Source organism: Cupriavidus neocaledonicus (genome assembly GCF_000372525.1).
Lineage (GTDB): Bacteria > Pseudomonadota > Gammaproteobacteria > Burkholderiales > Burkholderiaceae > Cupriavidus > Cupriavidus neocaledonicus.
In genome coordinates, this window is sequence record NZ_AQUR01000101.1 from 148,642 (window position 1) to 168,297 (window position 19,656).

19 protein-coding genes and 1 tRNA gene are annotated in these 19,656 nt (G+C 68.7%); 5 read left to right on the forward strand and 15 right to left on the reverse strand.

Annotation, left to right across the window (positions count from 1 at the left end; translation table 11 throughout):
- Window positions 1–53: 53 nt before the first annotated feature.
- From A3AG_RS0119680 to A3AG_RS0119695, 4 genes are all read right to left on the reverse strand, one after another.
- A complete protein-coding gene (locus A3AG_RS0119680) occupies window positions 54–713 on the reverse strand; it encodes an amino acid ABC transporter permease (protein WP_018007080.1) in 660 nt (219 codons plus the stop codon).
- 109 nt (window positions 714–822) lie between these two features.
- Window positions 823–1,644: a transporter substrate-binding domain-containing protein gene (locus tag A3AG_RS0119685; RefSeq protein WP_018007081.1), complete on the reverse strand. Its 822-nt coding sequence runs from the start codon at window positions 1,642–1,644 to the stop codon at window positions 823–825.
- Between the two features lie 194 nt (window positions 1,645–1,838).
- Window positions 1,839–2,750: a glutamate/aspartate ABC transporter substrate-binding protein gene (locus tag A3AG_RS0119690; RefSeq protein ID WP_026164323.1), complete on the reverse strand. Its 912-nt coding sequence runs from the start codon at window positions 2,748–2,750 to the stop codon at window positions 1,839–1,841.
- A 105-nt stretch (window positions 2,751–2,855) separates the two neighbouring features.
- The gene (locus A3AG_RS0119695; RefSeq protein WP_018007083.1) at window positions 2,856–4,139 is read right to left on the reverse strand and encodes a D-amino acid dehydrogenase; all 1,284 of its coding nucleotides are present in this window, start codon (window positions 4,137–4,139) and stop codon (window positions 2,856–2,858) included.
- Between the two features lie 143 nt (window positions 4,140–4,282).
- Here A3AG_RS0119695 and A3AG_RS0119700 point away from each other — a divergent pair, with 143 nt between their 5' ends.
- Window positions 4,283–5,248, forward strand: a complete 966-nt coding sequence (locus tag A3AG_RS0119700; RefSeq protein ID WP_026164324.1) for a LysR substrate-binding domain-containing protein — start codon at window positions 4,283–4,285, stop codon at window positions 5,246–5,248.
- Between the two features lie 83 nt (window positions 5,249–5,331).
- On the forward strand, window positions 5,332–6,651 hold the full coding sequence (paeA, locus tag A3AG_RS0119705) for a polyamine export protein PaeA (protein ID WP_018007084.1): 1,320 nt from the start codon (window positions 5,332–5,334) through the stop codon (window positions 6,649–6,651).
- Here the strand turns inward: paeA and A3AG_RS34575 are convergent.
- From A3AG_RS34575 to A3AG_RS0119735, 7 genes are all read right to left on the reverse strand, one after another.
- A complete protein-coding gene (locus tag A3AG_RS34575; protein WP_081610756.1) occupies window positions 6,533–7,264 on the reverse strand; it encodes a phosphatase PAP2 family protein in 732 nt (243 codons plus the stop codon). The genes paeA and A3AG_RS34575 overlap by 119 nt on opposite strands.
- On the reverse strand, window positions 7,225–7,662 hold the full coding sequence (locus A3AG_RS34580) for a hypothetical protein (RefSeq protein WP_051073545.1): 438 nt from the start codon (window positions 7,660–7,662) through the stop codon (window positions 7,225–7,227). Before A3AG_RS34580 ends, A3AG_RS34575 begins: the two co-directional genes overlap by 40 nt.
- Window positions 7,655–8,593: a DUF1653 domain-containing protein gene (locus tag A3AG_RS0119715; protein WP_018007085.1), complete on the reverse strand. Its 939-nt coding sequence runs from the start codon at window positions 8,591–8,593 to the stop codon at window positions 7,655–7,657. Before A3AG_RS0119715 ends, A3AG_RS34580 begins: the two co-directional genes overlap by 8 nt.
- Before the next feature lie 167 nt (window positions 8,594–8,760).
- A tRNA-Ser gene (locus A3AG_RS0119720) sits at window positions 8,761–8,850 on the reverse strand.
- A 102-nt stretch (window positions 8,851–8,952) separates the two neighbouring features.
- Window positions 8,953–10,257 (reverse strand): serine--tRNA ligase, encoded by a 1,305-nt coding sequence (serS, locus tag A3AG_RS0119725; protein ID WP_018007086.1) that lies wholly within the window; start codon window positions 10,255–10,257, stop codon window positions 8,953–8,955.
- Between the two features lie 75 nt (window positions 10,258–10,332).
- Window positions 10,333–11,727 (reverse strand): replication-associated recombination protein A, encoded by a 1,395-nt coding sequence (locus A3AG_RS0119730; RefSeq protein ID WP_018007087.1) that lies wholly within the window; start codon window positions 11,725–11,727, stop codon window positions 10,333–10,335.
- A gap of 78 nt (window positions 11,728–11,805) precedes the next feature.
- Window positions 11,806–12,939, reverse strand: a complete 1,134-nt coding sequence (locus A3AG_RS0119735; protein WP_018007088.1) for an ABC transporter ATP-binding protein — start codon at window positions 12,937–12,939, stop codon at window positions 11,806–11,808.
- A 153-nt stretch (window positions 12,940–13,092) separates the two neighbouring features.
- On the opposite strand from A3AG_RS0119735, the gene A3AG_RS0119740 reads away from it, so the two are divergent.
- Window positions 13,093–14,736, forward strand: coding sequence for an ABC transporter permease (locus tag A3AG_RS0119740; protein WP_018007089.1), 1,644 nt, complete (start codon window positions 13,093–13,095; stop codon window positions 14,734–14,736).
- A 105-nt stretch (window positions 14,737–14,841) separates the two neighbouring features.
- Window positions 14,842–15,513 (forward strand): hypothetical protein, encoded by a 672-nt coding sequence (locus A3AG_RS0119745; protein ID WP_018007090.1) that lies wholly within the window; start codon window positions 14,842–14,844, stop codon window positions 15,511–15,513.
- Window positions 15,514–15,614: 101 nt separating this feature from the next.
- On the opposite strand, the gene A3AG_RS0119750 is transcribed toward A3AG_RS0119745, so the two are convergent.
- Window positions 15,615–16,652, reverse strand: coding sequence for a Fe(3+) ABC transporter substrate-binding protein (locus A3AG_RS0119750; protein WP_018007091.1), 1,038 nt, complete (start codon window positions 16,650–16,652; stop codon window positions 15,615–15,617).
- A 181-nt stretch (window positions 16,653–16,833) separates the two neighbouring features.
- Window positions 16,834–17,187 carry a hypothetical protein gene (locus tag A3AG_RS0119755; protein ID WP_018007092.1) on the reverse strand — a complete coding sequence of 118 codons (354 nt, stop codon included), beginning with the start codon at window positions 17,185–17,187 and terminating at the stop codon, window positions 16,834–16,836.
- A gap of 243 nt (window positions 17,188–17,430) precedes the next feature.
- Here A3AG_RS0119755 and A3AG_RS0119760 point away from each other — a divergent pair, with 243 nt between their 5' ends.
- Complete coding sequence (locus A3AG_RS0119760) at window positions 17,431–18,531, forward strand: NAD(P)-dependent alcohol dehydrogenase (RefSeq protein WP_018007093.1); 1,101 nt, start codon at window positions 17,431–17,433, stop codon at window positions 18,529–18,531.
- A 27-nt stretch (window positions 18,532–18,558) separates the two neighbouring features.
- Here the strand turns inward: A3AG_RS0119760 and A3AG_RS0119765 are convergent, their stop codons facing one another.
- Both A3AG_RS0119765 and lolA read right to left on the reverse strand, forming a co-directional pair.
- Entirely contained in the window at window positions 18,559–18,996 is a 438-nt protein-coding gene (locus tag A3AG_RS0119765; RefSeq protein WP_018007094.1) for a hypothetical protein, read from the reverse strand.
- Window positions 18,997–19,004: 8 nt separating this feature from the next.
- A complete protein-coding gene (gene lolA, locus A3AG_RS0119770) occupies window positions 19,005–19,640 on the reverse strand; it encodes an outer membrane lipoprotein chaperone LolA (RefSeq protein WP_018007095.1) in 636 nt (211 codons plus the stop codon).
- Window positions 19,641–19,656: the final 16 nt, after the last annotated feature.

Below are 19,656 nucleotides of genomic sequence, written 5' to 3' on the forward strand. Positions count from 1 at the left end.
CGGTCGGCTTGGGAGCACCCGACCCCACTCCCCTCTTCCTTGTCGGTGGGGTCTCAATGCCTCCCCGGCAGCGACAACCTCCGCTCCAGCCTGTGCTGCAGCCCTGACAACCCAGTGCTCAGCACCCAGTAGATCGCCGCCACCGCCAAATACAGCGGCAACGGCTGGTACGTGGCGGCGATCACCTCCTGCGCGGTGCGCAGCAGTTCGGTGACGGTGATCACCGATACCAGCGAGGTATCCTTGATCAGGCTGATCAGGCTGTTCGACAGGCTCGGCACCGCCAGCCGCAGCGCCTGCGGGCCCACCACGTAGCGCAGCGCCTGCGCCGGCGTCAGGCCCAGGCTGTAGGCCGCCAGCCACTGCCCGCGCGCCACGCCCAGGATGGCGCCGCGCATGCTCTCCGACAGATACGCGCCGACGTTCAGGCTCAGCGTCAGCACGCCCGCGGGCGTCGGTTCCAGCGCGATGCCGATGCCAGGAAGCCCGTAATAGACCACGAAGATCTGCACCAGCAGCGGCGTGCCGCGCATGATGCTGACATAGCCCCGCGCCGCCCCCTTGAGCGCGCGGCTATGGCTGATGCCCATCAGCGCCACCACCGTGCCCAGCATCAGCCCGAACACCATCGACCACAACGCGAACTTGATGGTCAGCAGCGTGCCCTGCAGCAGCACGGGCAGGGAGTCGATGACGAGCTGGAGAGCGGACATGGCGTGGCGGCGCGAAAAGGATCAGCAATAAAGGGCACAAAGCAAAGCGGCGCGGCAGCCATGCAGGCCGCCGCGCCGCGACATGATAACGCCCTGCCTGCCGTCCGGCTTACTTGACCGGCTTGCCGGCGGGCTTGGTCACATCGGTGCCGAACCACTTCACCGACAGCTTGCCGAGCGTGCCGTCCTTGGCCAGGTCCTCCAGCGCGTGGTTGATTGCCTGCGCGAACTTGGGGTTGTCCTTGCGGAACGGGATCGCCACCTGCGTGGTGGCACCCGCCACGATCGCGCCCGGGCGCAGCGGCAGGTTGGTGGTCTTGACCAGGTACGCGACCATCAGCCGGTCGTTCAGCGCGGCGTCGACGCGCTGTGCCGCCAGGTCGCGCAGGTACTCCGGCGCGCCGGGATAGGTCTTGACCTCGATGCCGGCCACCGACTTGGCCAGGTCGTTGTAGTTGCTGCCCAGGCTCACGCCCAGCTTGTGGCCCTTCAGGTCTTCCAGCGACTTGAACTGGCGCTTGTCATCCTTGCGCTGGATCAGCTGCGCATCCGAGTAGACGTAGGGCGTGGAAAAATCCAGCACCTGCTGGCGCTGCGGCGTGACGTTGACCTGGTTGACGATCACGTCGAACTTGCCCGCCTGCAGGCCGGCGATGATGCCGCTCCATTCGGTGGTGACGAACTCCGGCTTGACCCCGAGCTTGCCCGCCACCGCCCGCGCCACGTCGACGTCGAAGCCTTCCAGCTCGTTCTTTGCGCCACGGAAACCGAACGGGGGGTAGGTGCCTTCCAGCCCGATCTTCAGCACGCCGGCCTGCTTGACGGTGTCGAGCAGGTCGGCGGCATGGGCGGCGGTGGCCGCCAGGCCGGCGCCGGCCACCAGGGAAGCGGCCAGCAGGGATTTGAACCAGCCAGTACGAAGCGATCGCATATGTTCTCCAGTCGATGCGGATAAGCAGTGTGGGGCAGCGCCGGCCGGCCTCTTTTGGAGCGCCGACGGCTGTTGTGCTGCTATGAGCCTATATCGGGCTCAACACTACCGCAAACACTATCGAACGCTAAATATCGATTCATCATGGCTAAATAACCGCGGGGCACGATTGCGCTCCCGCGGGCCATCCTGCCCTACTGGTAGGCCTTGTCGTTGGGCGCCGCGAACAGCGCCTTCATGTCGGCCGACAGCGGGTAGTTCATGTTGATGCCGCGCGGCGGAATCGGCGACATGAACCACTTGTTGTACAGCTTCTCGGCGCGGCCGCTGGTCTGCAGGTCGGCGATCACGCCGTCGGCCAGCTTCTTGAACGAGGGATCGTCCTTGCGGAACATGCAGGCGTAGTTCTCGGTCTGCAGCGGCGCGCCCACCACCACCCAGTCGGCGGCGTTCTTGGCCTTGGTGCGCTCGCCGTACAGCAGCGGCTCGTCCATCACGAACGCGGCGGCACGGCCCGTTTCCAGGATCAGGAAGGACTGGCCGTGGTCCTTGGTGCTGATCAGGTTCATGTTCATGGCCTTCTCGCCGTTCATCTTGACCAGCAGGCGCTCGCCGGTGGTGCCGGCGGTGGTAACCACGTTGCGGTCCTTCAGGTCGGCAAACTCCTTCACGCCCGAATCCTTCTTGGTCAGCATCTTGATGCCGTAGACGAACAGGCTGTTGGAGAACGCCACCTGCTTCTGGCGCTCGAGATTGTTGGTGGTGCTGCCGCATTCGATGTCGATGGTGCCGTTCTGCACCAGCGGGATGCGGTTCTGCGAGGTGATCGGCGTCAGGCGCACCTGCAGGTTGGGCATCTTCAGCTCGCTCTTCACCTTGTCGACGATCTGCAGCAGGATCTCGTGCGAGTAGCCCATGACCTCCTTGCCGTCGGTGTACGAGAACGGGATCGACGATTCGCGGTAGCCGAGCGAGATCACGCCGCTGTCCTTGATCTTCTTCAGCGTGTCGCCGTCGGCGGCATGGGCAGCGCCGGCGGCGAGCAGCAGCGTGGCGGCGGCAAGCGCGCGGCGGGTGGCGGTTCGATGGGGGTGCAGCGTTTGCATGTGGCGCTCCTTGTAGTGGGGCTTGGTCATTGAGGCATGCTTCATGGACAGCTTCAGGTACTGCGGACTTGCCGGTACGGCAACAACCCATGCTCGGCCGCGGCGCTAGGCGTGCGCCGCGTCGAAATCTTCTGCGTCGATGGCGGGGCGGCGCCCCGCCAGGCGGTCGGCCAGCAGGCCGGCACTGCCCATCGCCAGCGTAAAGCCCAGCGCGCCGTGGCCCAGGTTTAGCCACAGCCCCGACACCCGTGACGGCCCCACCAGCGGCAGGCCGTCCGGCGTGGCCGGGCGCAGCCCCGCCCACGGCTGCAGCTGCGCCAGCGGCTGGTCCGGCACGATGCCGGGAAACAGCGCGCGGGTCTGGGCCACCAGCGTGCCGACGCGCTCCGGATCGATGCGGGTGCCGCCGCGTACCAGGTCGGCCATGCCCGCCACCCGCAGTGTATTGCCGATCCGGGCATAAACGATCTTGTTGGCAAAATCCGTCACGCTGATATGCGGCGCCGGCGCGCCGCCGGCCAGCGGCACCGTGATGCTGTAGCCCTTGAGCGACCACAGCATCGGCCGCACCCCGAGCGGACGCAGCAGCGGCACGCTGCCAATGCCGCCCGACATGATCACCACGTCGGCGGGCACCACCCCGGCCGGCGTGCGCACCCCGGTGACGCGCCCGCCCTGCTGCACCAGCCCCTGGACCACGGTGCCGAAGCGCAGCGACACGCCCGCGTACGCGCCGTCTTGCAGCAACCGTGCCAGCGACAGGCAGAAACGATGGCAGTCGCCCACCTCCTCGCTCGGGGTATGGATGGCGCCGGCGATCTGGTCGCGGATGCCGGCCAGCGCGGGCTCCAGCGCCACGCAGGCATCGCGGTCCAGCGCCTGCTGCTCGCAGCCCAGGCTGGCCTGGTAGTCCAGCAGCCGGCACGCCGAAGCGAACGCCGCCGCATCGCGGTGCACCACCAGCTTGCCGCGCCGCGCAAAATGGAAGCCGGCGCCGCCGCCGTCATGCTGGTGCCGGGCCACGAAGGCCTGCATCAGGTCGCGCGAATAAAAGCCCAGCCGCAGCAGCTTGCGCGTGGTCGCCTCGCTGGTGGCGGCGTTGCAGGCGGACATGAAGGCGGCCAGCCAGCGCCACTGCGCCGGGTCCGCCGCCGGGCGGAAGCGCATCGGCGAATCGCGCCGCAGCAGCCAGCCCGGCACCTTGGCCATCACGCCCGGCCCCGCCAGCGGCGCCACATAGCTGTAGCTGAGCTGCCCGCCATTGGCAAAGCTGGTTTCCTCGCCGGGGCCGTCGTGGCGCTCGAGCACCGTCACCTGGTGGCCATCCTCGGCCAGGCGCCATGCCGTAGTCATGCCCACCACGCCCGCGCCCACGATCACCACCTGCATTGCCTGTCCTTTGCTTGTGTCCACCAGGCAGAGCGTAGTGCAAGCGCGCCGGCTTGCCCAATGCGAATACGTGCCAGAATATGTCTTCAGGCTATGGCTGCCCCAGCCCCGCCTTGCGCCCCTTCCACCACCCCCCAGATGCCATGCGCCTGCGCCAGATCGAAGTGTTCCGCGCCGTAATGCTGACCGGCACCGTCAGCGAGGCCGCGCGCCTGCTGCACGTGTCGCAGCCGGTGGTCACGCGCGTGCTGCAGCATGCCGAGGCCTCGCTCGGCTTCCGGCTGTTCGAGCGGGTGCGCGGGCGGCTGCAGGCCACGCCCGAGGCCAACGCGCTGTCTGGGGATGTCGAAAGGCTATATGGCGAGATCGAACGCGTGCGCCGGGTCTCGGAAAGCCTGCGCCACAAGGGCGCCGGCCGGCTGCGCGTGGCCGCCACGCCGAGCCTGGCCAACCCGCTGCTGGTGCCGGCGGTGCGCAGCTTCTGCGCGCGCCATCCCGACACCCAGGTACAGGTGCTGACGCACCATACCGACGAGATCGTCGATGCGCTGCTGGCCAACCAGATCGACCTCGGCTTTGCCTTCGCTCCGCCGCGCCACGAAGCCATCTCTAGCGAACCGGTGGCCAGCGGCCGCATGCTGCTGGCGGTGCCGCGTACGCAGCCGCTGCCCGCCGGCGGACGCCGCGGCGTGGTGCCGATGCAGCGGCTGATGGAGCGCGCCTTCATCGGCTATGACGACAACAGTTCGCTCGGCCTGCTGGTGCGCCAGACCCTGGCGCGGCACGCGCTGGAACCGCGCTCGACGCTGGAGGTGCAGACCTACTCGCTGGCGCTGGCGCTGGTCGACGCCGGCCTGGGCATGACGCTGCTGGACCAGTACACCGCGCTCAGCGCCAGCGCCGAGCGCGTCGCGCTGCATGACGTGGCGCCGGTGCTGCCGTTCGAGATCCAGATGCTGCGCGCCAGCCACCGCGCCGGCTCGAGCCTGGCCGATGAGCTGCGCGCGCAGTTCGCGCAGGCCGCCGCGGCGCTCGCGTCAACGCTGCCGCAACGGCTCGAAGCGCCGACGGCAAGCTTCGACGCCGGCCCCGCCAGGCGCCGCGACTGACGGGGGCACAGATTGACAGCCGCGCGCGCCGTGCACCATCATCAAGCCGCCTGCAGACACAAGCTGCCAGCGCAACCCTGCCTATGTTCGTCCTGACCCTGATCCTGCTCGTCCTTGTCAGCGCGTTCTTCTCGATCTCCGAGATCGCGCTGACCGCTGCCCGCCGCACCAAGCTGCAGGTGCTGTCCGAACGCGGCGACGGCCGCGCCACGCGCGTGCTGCTGCTGAAGGAAGAGCCCGGGAATTTCTTCACCATCGTGCAGATCGGGGTCAACAGCGTCGCCATCCTGGCCGGTATCCTGGGCGAGAAGCATGTGTCCGACCTGCTGCTGGAAACACTGTCGCCCTACATGCAGGTGGTGCACGCGCAGCGCGTTGCCAATATCGGCTCGTTCCTGATCGTGACGCTGCTGTTCATCCAGTTCGCCGACCTGATCCCCAAGCGCATCGCCATGACCTTTCCCGAGGCCTGCGCGCTGGCGGTGATCGACCCGATGCTGACGCTGCTGCGCGTGCTCAGGCCGCTGGTGTGGGTCTTCAACGCCGCCGCCGATGCCATGCTGCGGCTGCTGCGGCTGCCAACCAAGCCGGTCGACCAGATCACCACCGAGGACATCGCCGCGATGGTCGATGCCGGCGCCGAGGCCGGCGTGCTGCACAAGCATGAGCTGCACCTGATCGAGAACGTGTTCGAACTCGACTTCAAGGGCATCACCGCGATCATGACGCCGCGCGACGAGGTGGTCTACCTGAGCCTGGACGAGCCCGCCGACAGCGTGCGCCGCAAGCTGGTCAACCAGCCGCACGCGCAATACCCGGTGTGCGGGCACGATCTCGACGACGTGCAGGGCTATATCGATTCCAAGGACATCCTGCAGCTGCTGCTGGCCGATGAAAGCGCCGCGGTGATGGGCAACATCGGCCGCCACCACGACAAGAACGTGCTGGTGATCCCCGACACGCTGACCCTGTCCGAGGCGCTGACGCGTTTCCGCGAGATGCACCAGAGCTTCGCCGTGGTCATGAACGAGTACGGGCTGGTGGTAGGCATCGTCACGCTGGACGACATCGTCGGCGCGCTGATGGGCGACATCCTCTATTCCAGCGAAGACGAGCAGATCGTGCGGCGCGACGACAGCTCCTGGCTGGTCGATGGCCTGACGCCGCTGGTGGACCTGAAGAAGGCGCTGGAGCTGGATACGCTACCGGGCGAGGACTACGTCGATACCGCGGCCGGGCTGGTGATCTATGCGCTCAAGCGCATCCCGAAGAAGTCCGAGTCGATCACCGTGGCGGGCTATCGCTTCGAAGTGCTGGACATCGACCATCACAAGATCGACCAGTTGCTGGTGTCGCGCCTGCCGCAAGCGCCGGAGGCCGCAGCGGCGGCGACGCCAGCGTAGCGGCACCGGCCAGGCGATAGCGCTCGAGCGTTTCCGGCAGCCGGAACCACGCCACGTAGCCGAACGCCGCCACCACCGCGACCGCCGTCACCATGCCGAGCCGCGACGGCGCCACCGAGCCCCGCGGGGCCGGCCCGTGCAGCGTGCGGTAGGCCGTGCCCAGCAGCGCGATCCACGCCAGCCCGAGCGCATAGTCCGCGGCCACGTCGGACAACCAGTGCATGCCCAGGTAAAGCCGCGACACGCCGATCGCCGCCACCGCTACCACGGTCAGCGCCAGCACCGGAATGCGCACGCGCCACGGCTGGCGCAGGCACATCAGCAAGGCCAGGAAGCCATAGGTGACCATGCTGCTGGTGGCGTGGCCGCTGGGGAAGGAGTACGACTCGAGGCCGCTGTAGATGCTGGCCGGACGCACCCGCGCCATGCCCAGCTTGAGCGCCATCACGCAGGCGCGCGCGCCAAGCAGCGCGGCCGCCCAGTACAGCGCCACGATCCAGGCCCGGCGCCAGCACAGCCACGCAAACACGGCCACGCCCACCGCCACCGAAATACGCCCGCCGCCGAGCTCGGTCACGGCGACCATCGCCAGGTCGAGCCAGTCGGTGCGCAAGCTGCGCAGCCTGCGAACACCTGCTGGTCGAGGCGTACCACCTCGGCGTTTTCGGCGATCTCGCCGGCCAGCCAGAACAGCGCGCAGCCGCAGGCGAGCAGCACGGCGCCGGCCAGCAGCACCAGCAGCAGCTCGGCCATGTCGCGCTCGAGCACGCGCAGCGTGAGTGTGCCCAGCCGCCGCGGCCGCGCCGCCACGCGCGACGACAGCGCGCCGGCGCCCCACACGCGCCAGCGGTCCAGCCAGCGCACCACCGGCCGCAACAGCGCCACCAGCAGCGGCACCAGGCTCAGCAGCAGCAACGTCACCAGCGCAAACAGCGCAAGCAGCCCTAGCGCCGTGCCCGGCGTGAGCCAGGCGTGGACCAGGCCGCTCGCGCGCGCCGCCGCGTCAGTCACTGGCCCCCTCCGCCGCGGCCACGGCGCGGGCGATATTGGCGCGCGCCAGCGCCTCGCAGTCGGCGAAGGCCGCGGTCAGGAACAGTTGCAGGCGCTGCGCCAGGTGGCTCAGGAATGCCGCGCGCCGGCGCATGAATTCGGCAAGCAGTGCATCGCCCTGCTTGCCGGTGCGCGCCGCCAGCAGCGCGCGGTTCTCGGCGAAGACGTCCTGGCTGTGGCGGTCGAACACGTCGGGCGGCGCGGCCAGCCTGAACAGGTCGAGATCGAGCACGATTTGCGCATCCGCGCTGCTCGGACGATGGTCGCGCGTATCGAGCACGATCCGCGCGGCACGCTCCAGCACCGCTCGTGCTTCGCCTGGCGCAACGGATTCGATCATGGCGGCCGAGGCGGCTTCGTTGTGCTCGCAGCCGGGCACATAGACCGCGTCGTGGCACAGCACCGCCAGTGCCTGCGCGCGATCCAGCGCCACGCCGCGCGCATGGGCGGCCTCGAACATCTCCAGGATATGGCGGCGGTCGTGGTAGCGGCGGTACGGCGTGTCGTGCAGCGCCAGCACGTCGAGCACCGCCTGGCGCGGCAGGAAGTCCAGGCAAGCCAGCGCCGCGGGCCAGTCGGGCGCGAAACGCGGCACCGCGCCCTGCGGCGTCGCCACCGGCTCGCTGAACACATCGGCGCGGCGCACCCACAGCAGGGACGGGTCGCGCAGGGCGCGGTAGACCACCACCGGCGCCAGGTCGGCCTCGAAGCGGCCGACGCCTACCGCCGCATAGGCGCCGCCCTTGTAGTGCCGGTACGGCATACCGTAGACCAGGTCGGGATCGGCCGGCAGTTCGGACGGATCGCCGTGAAAAGTCGGTGCGGCCGGCGCGGCCGCCGGTTTGTCGGGTGGCTGGGTCATGGTGCGGCATCCTGCGTTGCGGATCGCCATGATAGTGCACCGGCCGGCGCCGCCGGCGGCACCCTGTCGCCACGTGTGGCCGCAGCACGAAACCGGCCGCGGAAAAAACAAAACCGACGCCTGCTTGCGCGGGCGTCGGCCTGAGTTTTACTACGCTGTTGTTGCCTGCCGGTGGTCGAGCCGGTCAGCTTCTTGTATGGCGGAGAGGGTGGGATTCGAACCCACGGTACCGTCGCCGGTACGCCTGATTTCGAGTCAGGTACATTCGACCACTCTGCCACCTCTCCGGTAACTTGTTGCCGTGTGGCGAAACCGAGATTATAGCCACGCTCTGCCGGCCGATGCAAGAGGCTGGCAGCAGATTTTTTGCGACGCCTGGTTGCGGCGCCTTATAGTTCCGGCTCCAGGCGGGTAGTGCCGCCCATGTACGGCTGCAGCGCGGCCGGCACCGTGACCGAGCCGTCGGCGTTCTGGTAGTTCTCCAGGATCGCCACCAGCGTGCGGCCGACGGCCAGGCCCGAGCCGTTCAGCGTGTGCACCAGTTCCGGCTTGCCCTGCCCGGTGCGCATGCGGGCCTGCATGCGGCGCGCCTGGAAATCGCCCATGTTGGAGCACGAGCTGATCTCGCGGTAGGTGTTCTGCGCGGGAATCCAGACTTCCAGGTCGTAGGTCTTGGTGCTGCCGAAGCCCATGTCGCCGGTGCACAGCACGATGGTGCGGAACGGCAGCTCCAGCTTCTTCAGGATCACCTCGGCGTGACCGGTCAGCTGCTCGAGCGCGTCGAAGGACTGGTCGGCGGGCACCACCTGGACCAGCTCGACCTTGTCGAACTGGTGCTGGCGGATCATGCCCCGGGTGTCCTTGCCGTAGGAACCGGCTTCGGAGCGGAAGCAGGGCGTATGCGCGACGAAGCGCAGCGGCAGCTTTTCGCCGGCGACGATGGCGTCGCGCACGATATTGGTCAGCGGCACCTCGGCGGTGGGGATCAGGTAGAAGTTCTCGATGCGCTCCCCTTCCTCGCTACCCACCTTGCGCGGCACCTTGAACAGGTCTTCCTCGAACTTGGGCAGCTGGCCGGTGCCGCGCATCGACGCGGCGTTGACGATGTACGGCACGTACATCTCGGTGTAGCCATGCTCCTGCGTGTGGGTGTCGAGCATCAGCTGCACCAGCGCGCGATGCAGGCGCGCCATGCCGCCGCGCAGCATCGAGAAGCGCGAACCCGTGACCTTGGCCGCGGTGTCGAAATCCAGCCCCAGTTTCTCGCCCACGTCGACGTGGTCGCGCACGGCAAAGTCGAACCGGCGCGGCTCGCCGACGCGGCGCACCTCGACGTTCTGGGTCTCGTCGTTGCCGACCGGCACGCTCTCGTGCGGCAGGTTCGGGATCGACAGCATCAGCTCGCCGAGGTGCGCCTGGATTTCGTCCAGCCGCGCGGCCGAGGCCTTGAGCGTGTCGCCGATGCCGCCCACTTCCGCCATCACGGCCGAGGCATCCTCGCCCTTGCCCTTGAGCATGCCGATCTGCTTGGACAGGCTGTTGCGGCGCGCCTGCAGTTCCTCGGTCTGGGTCTGCAGTTGCTTGCGTTCGGCCTCGAGTGCCTGGAACGCCGCCACGTCGAGTTGGAAGCCGCGCGTGGCAAGGCGTTGCGCCACGGCGTCGATGTCTTTGCGGAACAGCTGGATGTCGAGCATGTTGCTAAGGTGGAGTGCAGGGCCAGCGACATGCCGGCGGACCCGCCATTTTACTGCACACCCGTTAGCAAGCCGTCAAACCTGTTCGCCCGACTTGCCGCCCCTGCCGTCGCCCCTCGCGCCGTCCTTCGCGCCGTCCTTTGCCTTCGTGGCGCGCTGTTCGCGCTGCCAGGCCTGGTCCAGCTCGCGCAGGTGGCGCAGCTTCTCGGCGATCTTGCCTTCCAGCCCGCGCGGCACCGGCTGGTACCAGCCCTGCGCCTTGAGGTCGTCCGGAAAGTAATGCTCGCCGGCGGCATAGGCCTCGGGCTCGTCGTGCGCGTAGCGGTAGGCGTGGCCGTAGCCCAGTTCCTTCATCAGCCGGGTCGGCGCATTGCGCAGGTGCACCGGCACCGCGCGCGACTTGTCCCTGGCGACGAAGGCGCGTGCGGCGTTGTAGGCGTTGTAGCCGGCATTGGACTTGGGTGCGACCGCCAGGTAGATCAGCGCCTGGCCCAGCGCCAGTTCGCCCTCGGGCGAGCCCAGCCGTTCATAGGTCTCGGCCGCGTCCAGCGTGATGCGCGCGGCGCGCGGATCGGCCAGGCCGATATCCTCCCACGCCATGCGCACGATGCGGCGCGCCAGGTAGCGCGGGTCGGCGCCGCCGTCGAGCATGCGGCAGAACCAGTACAGGGCGGCGTCGGGGTCCGAGCCGCGCACCGACTTGTGCAGCGCGCTGATCTGGTCGTAGAAGGCATCGCCGCCCTTGTCGAAGCGGCGCAGGTTCTCCGACAGCGCACTGCCCAGCAGCGCGGTATCGATCTGCGCGGCGCCGGCAGTGCGCGCGGCGCGCGCGACGATCTCGATGTTGTTCAGCAGCTTGCGGCCGTCGCCGTCGGCCGAGGCGACGATCAGCTGCAGCGCTTCATCCTGCCAGCCGATGCCGCCCAGTTCCTCGGAGGCGCGCAGCGCCAGCCGGGTCAGCTCGGCATCGTCCAGGCTCTTGAGCACGTAGACCGCCGCACGCGACAGCAAGGCGCCGTTGACCTCGAACGACGGGTTCTCGGTGGTGGCGCCGATAAACGTGAACAGCCCGCTTTCCACATGCGGCAGGAACGCGTCCTGCTGGCTCTTGTTGAAGCGGTGCACCTCGTCGACGAACACCAGCGTGCGCCGGCCGTGGGCGCGGAATTGCTCGGCGCGCTCGACCGCCTCGCGGATGTCCTTGACGCCCGACAGCACCGCCGACAGCGCGATGAATTCGGCGTCGAACGCATCCGCCATCAGCCGCGCCAGTGTGGTCTTGCCCACCCCGGGCGGCCCCCACAGGATCATCGAATGCGGCTCGCCCGACTCGAACGCCACGCGCAGCGGCTTGCCCGCGCCAAGCAGGTGCTGCTGGCCGATCACCTCGTCGATGGTGCGCGGGCGCAGGCGCTCCGCCAGCGGTTGCCGGGAACGATCGGGAGATTCGGAAAACAGCGTGTCCGCCACGGTAGTCAGGCCCTGTCAGTGCGCAAGATGCAGAACGCCACAGTGTAGACCATCGGCGCCTGCCGCTTGCGCGCGCGCTCAGGCGGCAAACGCCACCACGTCCTCGATTTCGACGCGGATGCCGATACGCTCGCCCACGGCGTGGTTGTGGTGCGAGGGCACCAGCGCCAGCACGCGCCCGCCGCTGGCCAGGCGCAGCGTGTACAGGATTTCGGCGCCGCGGAAAGCCTTGTGCACGACCTCGGCCCGCATCGGGCTGGCATCGTCGTGGATGATGTCGTCGGGCCGTACCAGCACGTCGACCGGCGCGCCGGGCGGCAGGTCCAGCGGCACGGCCGGGCGCAGCAGGCCCAGCTCCAGCTCGATCTGCGCGGCATCGCGCATCCGTCCCGCCATCAGCACGCCCTGGCCGATAAAGCCGGCGACAAAGCGCGACGCCGGCCGGTGGTACAGGTCGTGCGCGCTGCCCCATTGCTCGATCACGCCGTCGTGCATCACGCCGATCTCGTCGGCCATGGCGAAGGCTTCATGCTGCTCGTGCGTGACCAGGATGGCGGTGGTGCCCTGCGCCTTCAGGATCGCGCGCACTTCCAGGCTCAGGCGTTCGCGCAGGTCCACGTCCAGGTTGGAGAAGGGCTCGTCGAGCAGCAGCAGCTCCGGGCGCGGCGCCAGCGCGCGTGCCAGCGCCACGCGCTGCTGCTGGCCGCCGGACAGCTCGTGCGGGTACTGGCGGCCGGCGCCGTCCAGGCCCACCAGCTGCAACACCTCGTCCACCCGCGCCGCGCGCTCGGCCCGGCTGGCGCGGGTCAGGCCGAAGCCGACGTTGGCGGCCACGTCCAGGTGCGGAAACAGCGCGTAGTCCTGGAACACCATGCCGATGCGGCGCTGCTCCGGCGCCAGCAGCGTGCCCGACGAGGACACGGTCTGCCCGTCCAGCACGATGCGGCCGTCCTGCAGCGGCTCGAAGCCCGCGATCGCGCGCAGCACCGTGGTCTTGCCGCAGCCGCTGGGGCCCAGCAGGCAGGCGATATGGCCGCGCGCCACCGAGAACGACAGGCCCTTGACCACGGCATGGCGGCCGAAGGCGTGGCGGATACGATCCACCTCGATGACAGCCGGAGCGGGGACGGCCGCATCCGGAGCATCGGCACGGGTAGCCGGCCGAGTGCGGGCCTGGGTGCCGGGCAGGCGTGAATAGGAATCGGTTCGCATGTGCGCATTATAGGGACGTGCCGGCCCGTGCGGCCGGTGTCCCAGCCTCGCCCGACGCGCCGACGCCGCCGGCATTGCTAGAATGCGTCAGCCCGCACACCGCGCCGCCAGGCACAGGTTCGGCGGGCGGCACTTTGCTCACCGTTCCCGCGCATGCTCCCGTCCAGCCGCCGCCGCTTCCATCCCCTGACCCTGGCCACCGTGGCGATGGCGCTGCTGATCGCCGTGCCGGTGCTGGTGATCGCCTCGGCCGTGCTGCTGCCCGCCGGCGACACCCTGCGCCACCTGATCGACACGGTGCTGGCCGAGTACGTGCTCAATACCGTCTGGCTGCTGTGCGGCGTCGCCGCGGGCGTGCTGCTGCTGGGCGTGAGCACCGCCTGGCTGGTCTCGACCTACCGCTTCCCCGGCCACGCCGTGATGGAATGGGCGCTGGTGCTGCCGATGGCGATGCCGGCCTATGTGATCGCCTACGCCTACACCGACGCGCTGCAGTTCGCCGGCCCGGTGCAGGGCTGGCTGCGCGAGCTGACCGGCTGGCGCGCGCGCGAGTACTGGTTTCCCGAGATCCGCTCGCTCGGCGGCGCGATCGTGCTGTTCTCGCTGGTGCTGTACCCGTACGTCTACCTGACCGCGCGCGCTGCCTTCCTGCAGCAGACCCAGAACACGCTCGAGGCCGCGCGCCTGCTCGGCCACGGCACCTGGAGCCGGCTCTGGCGCGTGGTGCTGCCGCTGGCACGACCGGGCATCGTCGCCGGCACCGCGCTGGCGATGATGGAAACGCTGGCGGACTTCGGCACCGTCGCCTATTTCGCCATCCCGACCTTCTCCACCGGCATCTACCGCGCCTGGTTCTCGCTGGGCGACAAGAATGCCGCGGCGCAACTGTCGGCCTGCATGCTGCTGTTCGTTGCCGCGATCCTGCTGATGGAGCGCGCCAGCCGCGGCCGCGCGCAGGTGTTCGGCAACCAGCGCCGCGCCGCGGCCTGGACGCTGGACGGCGCACGCGGCTGGCTGGCGCTGGCGGCATGCCTGGTGCCGGTGCTGCTGGGTTTCCTGGTGCCCGCGTTGATGCTGTGCCGCATGGCCTTTACCGATGGCGACGCGCAGTTCGGCCCGCGCTTTGTCGGCCTGGTGCGCAACAGCTTCCTGCTGGCCAGCGCCACCGCGCTGGCGGCGGTGGCGGTCGCGCTGGCGGTGGGCTATGCCGCGCGCGCGGTCAACGGCAAGCGCAGCTGGCTGATGCGCGGCCTGACCCGGCTGTGCGGCATGGGCTATGCGCTGCCGGGCTCGGTCATCGCGGTGGGGGTGCTGGTGCCGGTGGCGCGGCTGGACAATGCGCTGTCGGTCTGGCTGCAGCAGCAGTTCGGTCTTTCGGTGGGGCTGCTGCTGACCGGCGGCATCGCCGCGCTGGTCTATGCGCTGCTGGTGCGCTTCCTGGGGGTGGCGCTGCAGGCCGTCAATGCCGGGCTGGGCAAGATCACGCCCAGCATGGACGCCGCCGCGCGCAGCCTCGGCCACGGCCCCGGCGCCACGCTGCGGCGCGTGCATTTGCCGATGCTGCGCGGCAGCCTGCTGACCGCCGCGCTGATCGTCTTTGTCGACGTGATGAAGGAGCTGCCGGCCACCTTCGTGATGCGGCCGTTCAATTTCGACACGCTGGCGGTGCAGGCCTACAACCTGGCCGCCGACGAGCGCCTGACCGAGGCCGCCACCGCCTCGCTGGTGATCGTGGCGGTCGGGCTGCTGCCGGTGATCGTGCTGTCGCGCACGATCCGCCGCCAGGCGCAGCGCTGAGCCGCGCCGCTCGCGCTAAAGTCGCGCGCGCCTCGCGCCGATAGCCTCTTATGGCCCGGCATCCGCCCGGGCGCGACCCGCGGCATGCCCGCCGCGCAAGAGCCTATGCTGCGATATCACATCCTGCTGTTCAAGTTGAACCGGCTCAGCCGCACCAGGCTGAGCGGCGTGGAAGAAGTCTCGCTGGCCGGACAGCTGGCCGAGATGATCGGCTCGGCCGACACCGCCGCGCGCGTGATCGACGACCTGTTCGACCATGCCAACCCGCAGGTACGCCGCATCGCCCTTAACGCGGTGCGCCGCGCGCGGCAATTTTCCGCGCCCGCGCTGCAGCCGGCGCTGGTGCGCCGCATGGCCGACGCCGAGGCGGCGGTGCGCCACGACGCCGTCTGGATCGTGCAGGAAACCCGCATGGACGGCGCCGAACTGCGCGCCGCGCTGCGCCGCCTGGCCGGCAAGGTGCAACTGCCTTGGGACGCCGAGCGCGCCCGCGCCAACCCGGGCGATACCGCGCTGGCCGCGCAGGTGCGCGCCCGCATGGCGCTGGACAAGCTGCTGGAGAAAAGCGCGGCGCAGCGCAACCAGGCGCTGGCGGCGATGGCGCTGGGTTCGACCTCGGGCCAGCCCTATGCCGAAGGCACGGTCGGCCACAAGGGCTTGCTGCACCGGGCGCTGGTGCGCAGACAGGCGGGACGGCGGCTCAACAGCAGCGTCAAGCTGACGTTCCGCAAGGTTGAGCCGACCCAGGTGACGGGAAACAAGCGGTTTTTGCTGTGACCGCGCCGTCCGGCAGCTGACAGCTCGGCAATCGCTTGCCTGCTTCCTCTCCCGCTTGGGGGAGAGGAGAGAAAAAACCGCGGCAAGCCAAGCGCTTCGATTTACTTGAAACCCGCCCGATCCACCAGCTTCTGCGCCTGCGGCTGGTACTTGCCCAGCTCGGCCACGTTGATGGTGTCGGACTTGAACTCGCCCAGCGCCTCTAGCACGGGGTTGCTGACCTTCACGCCTTTCACCACCGGCCATTCGTTGTTGCCGTCGGCAAAGTAGCGCTGCGCCTCGTCGCTGGCCAGGTACTCCAGGAACTTGACCGCCGCGTCCTTGTTCGGCGCATGCTTGAGCATGCCGCCGCCGGAGACGTTCATGTGCACGCCCTGGCTCGACTGGTTGGGCCATACCACGCCCAGCTTGTCGGCCACGGCCTTGTCTTCGGGCTTGGTCGACTTCAGCAGGCGCGCGATGTAGTAGGTGTTGGCGATGGCCACGTCGCACTCGCCGGCGGCAACCGCCTTGAGCTGGTCGGTGTCGCCGCCCTTGGGCACGCGAGCCAGGTTGGCGGCCACGCCGCGCGCCCATTGCTCGGTGCGGGCCTCGCCGTCGTGCGCGATCAGGCTGGAGATCAGCGACAGGTTGTAGACATGGCCGCTGGAACGCGTGCAGACCTTGCCCTTCCACCTGGGATCGGCCAGGTCTTCATAGCTGGCGATGTCGCCGGGCTTGACCGTGGCCTTGTTGTAGGCAATCACCCGGCCGCGTGCCGAGAAGCCGAACCACTCGCCATTGGGATCGCGGTAGTTGGCCGGGATGCGCGACTCCAGCACCTTGGACTTCACCGGCGCGAACACGCCGGCCTGCTGGGCGCGCCACAGGCGCCCGATATCCACCGTGATGAACACGTCCGCCGGGCTGTTGGCGCCTTCATTGCGGATGCGCTCCAGCAGCGGGTCTTCCTGGCCTTCGATGCGGTTGATCTTGATGCCGGTCTGCTTGGTGAAGTTGGCGTACAGCGCTTCGTCGGTCTGGTAATGCCGCGCGGTGTAGAGGTTGAGTACCTTTTCCTGCGCCGCCGCGGCAAGCGGCAGCGTCAGCAGGGCCAGTGCCGCGGCGCGCGGCAGCAAGGTTCGGAGGGTGGTTTTCACGCGGTTGGCTCCCCAGCATGGTTCGGGCAGCCGCCGGGCACCCCCGAGGCCGCCCGGTGTTTGGATTCCGGTTAGCGGAAAACAATATTGATTCTTGTTCAGGCGGTCAAATTACATTTCTGTCATGTTGGGCGGCGCTTGCGCCGGATCAAGATGACCCGTCAACAGCGGCACGGCGGCCTCAGCCGCGGCGCACCCAAACCACCTTGCCGGCCTTGATGCCAAGCGTGCGCCGCTGCGGGTTGTAGTCCATGGTGCCGGGGAACTGCTGGCCGTCGCGTTCGCCCAGGCGCCACGCACAGCCTTGCAGCAGGCCGATGGCTTCGGCCTCGGGCTTGCCGACCAGCGCATCGTCGGCCAGCTTGTCCGCGGCGCAGCCGGCCGGCGTGCCGAGCGAACCTTGCGGGCCGGGCGCCGGTGCCGGCGCCGCGGGCTCCGTCGGCACGGCCGTGCAGCCGGCCAGCAAGGCGCCGCCCGCGGCCAGCCACAACAGTTGATGGGTGCGGCTGCGCATGGTGGCAAGCATCGTGATCATGGGGGCTCCTGTCAGGGATGGCGAGTCAAAGGATTCTGGGACACATGGCGACGCATGGGGTTCAGTTTCCTTTCACTCAGATCTGAAACTTTTGCCGGATTGGCGCAGCCGCCGCGTTGTTGCTGTCTGGTCCGCGCTTGACCTGGATAAACCAGCCTATAACCCATGCGTGTTATCAAGGATCAGGCAGGGCCCGGCCACGGCCTGCCCTTTTGCCCCACCCGCACATATTGGGAGAAACGCATGACCACGATGATGAAAGCCGCCATCTTTGTCGAGCCCGGCCGGATCGAACTGGCCGACAAGCCCATCCCCGATGTCGGTCCCAACGATGCGCTGGTCCGCATCACCACCACCACCATCTGCGGCACCGACGTGCATATCCTCAAGGGCGAATACCCGGTCGCCCGCGGCCTGACGGTGGGCCACGAGCCGGTCGGCGTGATCGAGAAGCTGGGCAGCGCGGTGGCCGGTTACCGCGAAGGCCAGCGCGTCATTGCCGGCGCGATCTGCCCCAACTTCAATTCCTACGCGGCGCAGGACGGCGTGGCCTCGCAGGACGGCAGCTACCTGGTGCCGCAGGGGCTGTGCGGCTGCCATGGCTACAAGGCCACCGCGGGCTGGCGCTTCGGCAACCTGATCGACGGCACGCAGGCGGAATATGTGCTGGTGCCCGATGCGCAGGCCAACCTCGCGCCGATCCCCGACGGACTCACCGACGAGCAGGTGCTGATGTGCCCCGACATCATGTCGACCGGCTTCAAGGGCGCGGAGAATGCCAACATCCGCATCGGCGACACCGTCGCGGTATTCGCCCAGGGCCCGATCGGCCTGTGCGCGACGGCCGGCGCGCGGCTCTGCGGCGCGACCACGATCATCGCCATCGACGGCAACGACCACCGCCTCGAGATCGCGCGCAAGATGGGCGCAGATGTCGCGCTGAATTTCCGCAACTGCGACGTGGTGGACGAAATCATGAAGCTGACCGGCGGCCGCGGCGTCGATGCCTCGATCGAGGCGCTCGGCACCCAGGCCACCTTCGAGCAGGCCTTGCGCGTGCTCAAGCCCGGCGGCACGCTGTCCAGCCTAGGCGTGTACTCCAGCGACCTGACCATCCCGCTGGCGGCATTTGCCGCCGGGCTGGGCGACCACAAGATCAACACGGCGCTGTGCCCCGGCGGCAAGGAACGCATGCGCCGGCTGGTCAATGTGATCGAATCCGGCCGCGTCGACCTGGGCCTGCTGGTGACGCACCACTACCCGCTGGCGGATATCGTCGCGGCGTACGACCTGTTCGCCAACCAGCGCGACGGCGTGCTGAAGATCGCCATCAAGCCGCACTGAGCGGCTTCGCGCCGGCTCGCGACCGACTCAGCCCCTGGCGCGGCTGGCCAGGCTTTTCATCGCATCGGCCGGCAACGGACCGTGGCAGGTGCGTTCGCCGCCGGACTCGCTGACCACCAACCAGACCTGGCCGGGTTGGTCCTTCGGGTGCAGCAGCCAGGCCGGGCCGCGCGCGTTGCTGCTCGGCGGCAGGTCTTCCAGCACGCCGGTGCTGGCCGACTGCAGCATTACCGCACAGTCGGTGGCGGACACCCGGGTGGCGGCGAGAAAGGCCGGATTGCCGACCACTTCGGGCAACGCCGAGTCCGGCGCGCGCAGGAAGGCATCGACATCAAACTTGCTGGCGCCGCCGCCGCTGCTGGCGCATGCCGCCAGCATCAGCACGCCAGCGCCGGCCAGCAACGCCGCGCCATGGCGGCGCCAGCTTGCGCCCGATCCTGCCGATCCTTCGCTTGCATCCATCATGGCGGCCCTCATTGCTTCATCACGTCGGCGCCCTTGGGCACCGTGAACCGGAACGCATCGGCCGCCAGCGGCGGGTTTTTCTGCATGCCGGTGAAGGTCAGCAGCGTGGTGTTGCCGAACGCATCGCGCAGTTCCATGGCTTCGAGATTGCCGGCCTTGAAGCCGATGCCGATGCGCTCGAACTGCGTGTCTTTAGCCTTGGGCGTCAGCTCCAGCCATTCCACGCCATCGCGCGTCGGCCCGTTCCTGACCACAAAGTTCTTGTCCAGGTCGTTGCTGCCGAACAGGATCGCCGCCGGGCTGGAACCCAGCGCGCCATCGAGCTTGCGCTCGGTGACCTGGTTCAGGTCCTTGTCATAGATGTACAGGGTCTGGCCGTCGGCCTGCAGCAGCTGCTCGTAGGGCTTGGTATAGCGCCAGGTGAACTTGCCCGGGCGCGAGAACACGAAGGTGCCGCTGGAGGTACCGGTCACCTTGACGTTGGCGCCCTGCCCCTTGACCTGGCGCTGCGTGAATTCGCCGCGCGCGCTCTTCACGCCGGTCACAAAGCTCTGCAACTGGTCGGTGGCGGCGGCGTGGGCCGGCGCCTGCAGCGCAAACATCGCCAGCGCGGCGCAAGCCGACACGAGGATGCGGTTTCGCATGGTTCGGGTCCTGGTA